This is a genomic window from Acinetobacter sp. UBA5934 (assembly GCF_002430855.1).
Lineage (GTDB): Bacteria > Pseudomonadota > Gammaproteobacteria > Pseudomonadales > Moraxellaceae > Acinetobacter.
The window spans coordinates 1-3388 of record NZ_DJDC01000020.1; the positions used below are offsets into that span (position 1 = coordinate 1).

Sequence of the window (3388 nt, forward strand, 5' to 3'; positions counted from 1 at the left end):
AGCAGCAGTGTTAGCTTCAGTCGCTGCAACTGCTTTACCTTGAGGGATAAGGAAGTTACGGCCGTAACCAGCTTTAACTGATACTTTATCGCCTAATTTACCAAGGTTTTTAATGCGTTGTAATAAGATAATATCCACAGCTCAACCTCACTTATGATTGTCAGTGTAAGGGATCAACGCTAAGTAGCGAGCTTGTTTAATAGCAAGCGCTAATTGACGTTGGTAACGAGCTTTAGTACCTGTAATACGGCTAGGAACAATCTTGCCGTTTTCAGTGATGTACTGTTTTAAAGTATCGATATCTTTGTAGTCGATGTACGCAACTTTCTCAGCTGTAAAGCGGCAGAACTTGCGACGACGGTAAAAACGTGCCATTAATGTTCTCCTTATGCTTCAGCAGAGTCTTGAGATTGTTGTGCTTCTTCACGTTGTGCTTTACGCGCACGCTTTTCTTCAGCACTTTTAGCAAGCAATGATTCTTCAGTGATTGCGTTTTCACGACGAATAATAACATTACGAAGGATTGCATCGTTATAACGGAACAATTCTTCTAATTCATTAAGCGTAGTTTGACCACATTCAACATTCATAAGAATGTAGTGCGCTTTGTGAATTTTGTTAATTGGGTAAGCCAATTGACGACGGCCCCAATCTTCTAAACGGTGAATTTGACCATCAGCTTCTTTGATCTGAGAGATATAGCGTTCAACCATACCTACAACTTGATCGCTTTGGTCTGGATGTACCAAAAGTACGATTTCGTAATGACGCATTGTCAGCTCCTTACGGTTTAAACAGCCCCTAATAAAATTAGAAGCAAGGAGTCATAGCTAAAAATATAAATAGCTACGTCGCAAAAAATGCGAAGGCTGAATTATAGGTAAAAATTAGACTAAAAACAAATCTTTTGATGAGAAATATAAAAGTTATTTGAGAGAGGAGGAAATCCTCCCTTAATTAAAAGAGAGGAAGATTTGGAGCAGGAGATTGATAGGTAAAGCTAAAACTTAAACTTAGCAAAGTAATTAAGATTACTGAGTAAAGGAAAAAGCGTTTAGCCCAAAGTTGGTCGTTTTCGGCTTTAAATCCAATAATTGATAAATAAAACCAGTATGCGGTCAAAGCATTAAAGGTAATCAAGAAAAATACATTGGTATAGCCAAAACAATATAACCCATTCAAAACAGCTGCAAATAACAGGATATATATTACACATTCAATTTTCGTACGATAAATAGAACGTGCTACAGGCAAAATTGGAATTCCTGCATTTTTGTAATCATCAAAACGATAAATTGCAATTGCCCAAGAGTGAGGCATTTGCCAAAGTGCATAACCAATAAAAATAAGTAAAGCACCCATGTCAAACTGATTTGCAACAGCGGTATAACCAATGACCGGCGGAGCCGCACCAGAAATACTACCGACAATGGTTTGGTGAATGGTTGTCCGTTTTGTCCATAAGCTGTAAAAACCAACATATACAACAAAACCAATCACAGCGAATAAGAAAGCGTACTCATTGACCCAGAACCATAAAATACTAAAACCAATGAATCCCAACACAAAGGCATAAACCAGAGCCACAGGAACGGAAATTGATTTTTTAACCATCGCACGATTTTGCGTACGTTGCATTTTTTGGTCGATGTCTTGGTCAATGATGTTATTGACCACACAACCCGATGCCACAACCAGGGTGGTACCAAGAAGGGTAATGAGAAGAAGAAGGAAATCTACAGATCCCTGAGCGGCTAATAAAAAGCCGCCCAGAGTGGTAACGAAGTTACCAAAGAGAATTCCTGGTTTTGTCAGGAATAGATACTTTTTCAGCATGATGACCAGTTTAGATCATCATGTTGTAGTGAAGGTAGTTCATGATCCATACAGAACCAACTAAAAGAATAGCAATGGTTAATACTGTATAGATAAATGCAATCACGTTCCAGCGTTGCTCTGAAGAAGAGTTCATGTGCAGGAAATACATTAACTGTACAAGAATCTGAGCAACTGCAGTAATCGCAATTACAGTAATCAAGATACCGCGGCCAAAACCACCCGCCATGACCATACCGAATGGAATTACGGTCAGGATGACAGACAGAATGAAACCAACAGTATATTGCTTGAAGTTACCGTGTGCTGCACCAGCAGAGTTATGATCGTGACTCATTAGAGAACTCCCATCAAGTAAACTACGCTGAATACACAGATCCAAACGATGTCAAGGAAGTGCCAGAACAAGCTTAGGCAAGCAAGACGACGTGTATTTGGTAGAGTCAAACCATTTTTCTTGATTTGAATCATTAACACGATCATCCACACCAAACCTGAAGTTACGTGAATACCGTGTGTACCTACCAACGTAAAGAACGAAGATAAGAACGCACTTGTACTCGGACCATAGCCTTCATGAACTAAATGATTGAATTCATAAAGTTCCATACCAATGAAGCTGGCACCGAATAGCCAAGTCACAATAAGCCAAATAATAACTTTAGAAGCGTCTTTTTTGTATGCAGCAAGAACAGCAAAACCGAATGTTACAGAAGAGATCAAGAGAGCAAAAGTTTCAGTTAAAACGAAACCTAAAGACTCACCAAAAAGCTCTTTTGCACTTGGAGTACCAACTGGAACATGACTGCTTAATACAGCGAACGCGATGAAAAGTGTCCCGAATAAAATCAAGTCACTCATCAAGTAAGTCCAGAAACCAAAGACGGTGATGTCAGTGTCATCGTGATGATGATGCTCATCATGTCCATGGTTGTCGTGATGAAGTACTTCAGCCATAGTCTTAGTCCTTCTTCAAGTGTTTTTCAAGTTGAGCATAACGTTCAGCTTCAATGCGTTCAACTTCAGCAGCAGGAACATAGTAATCCACTTTCTTGGTGAAAGAAGACACGATGAAGCTGATGATTGCAGCAATGAAGGTTACCGCTACTAACCACCAAATGTGCCAGATTAAAGCAAAGCCCATTACAGTAATGAACATCGCAATAACAAAACCTGCAGCACGGTTGGTTGGCATATGAATATCTTCATACTTAGTAGGTTTAGCGTATGCAATACCGTTTTCTTTATCAGTCCAGAAAGTATCAATGCCATTGATCTTTGGAAGATAAGCAAAGTTATAGAACGGAGCAGGAGATGAAGTCGACCATTCAAGCGTACGGCCATCCCACATATCGCCAGTAATGTCGATATTTTTTTCGCGTTGTAAGAAACCAACCACGATTTGCATAATGAAACATGCAATACCAAGCGCAACAAGAACTGCACCAAACATTGCGATATTTACATAAGGATCCCATTCTGGGTTGTCAAACGTATTCAAACGACGAGTCATACCCATGAAACCAAGGATATAAAGTGGCATGAATGCAAA

At 39.5% G+C, this 3388-nt stretch carries 6 protein-coding genes and 1 pseudogene; all 7 read right to left on the bottom strand.

Annotated elements, in window-relative coordinates; translation table 11 throughout:
• Positions 1-138 (bottom strand): 50S ribosomal protein L9 (gene rplI, locus B2Y23_RS01375; RefSeq protein ID WP_291368552.1); only part of this gene is annotated, 138 nt, incomplete at its 3' end.
• Positions 139-147: 9 nt separating this feature from the next.
• Positions 148-375 (bottom strand): 30S ribosomal protein S18, encoded by a 228-nt coding sequence (rpsR, locus tag B2Y23_RS01380; RefSeq protein WP_004676982.1) that lies wholly within the window; start codon positions 373-375, stop codon positions 148-150.
• An 11-nt stretch (positions 376-386) separates the two neighbouring features.
• Complete coding sequence (rpsF, locus tag B2Y23_RS01385; protein ID WP_291368548.1) at positions 387-773, bottom strand: 30S ribosomal protein S6; 387 nt, start codon at positions 771-773, stop codon at positions 387-389.
• Between the two features lie 184 nt (positions 774-957).
• Positions 958-1836, bottom strand: coding sequence for a heme o synthase (cyoE, locus tag B2Y23_RS01390; RefSeq protein ID WP_291368550.1), 879 nt, complete (start codon positions 1834-1836; stop codon positions 958-960).
• Positions 1837-1846: 10 nt separating this feature from the next.
• Positions 1847-2173 (bottom strand): cytochrome o ubiquinol oxidase subunit IV, encoded by a 327-nt coding sequence (locus tag B2Y23_RS01395; protein ID WP_291354828.1) that lies wholly within the window; start codon positions 2171-2173, stop codon positions 1847-1849.
• On the bottom strand, positions 2173-2793 hold the full coding sequence (cyoC, locus tag B2Y23_RS01400) for a cytochrome o ubiquinol oxidase subunit III (protein WP_291354827.1): 621 nt from the start codon (positions 2791-2793) through the stop codon (positions 2173-2175). Before cyoC ends, B2Y23_RS01395 begins: the two co-directional genes overlap by 1 nt.
• A 4-nt stretch (positions 2794-2797) precedes the next feature.
• Positions 2798-3388, bottom strand: a pseudogene (locus tag B2Y23_RS01405) (cytochrome o ubiquinol oxidase subunit I); the annotation flags it as partial.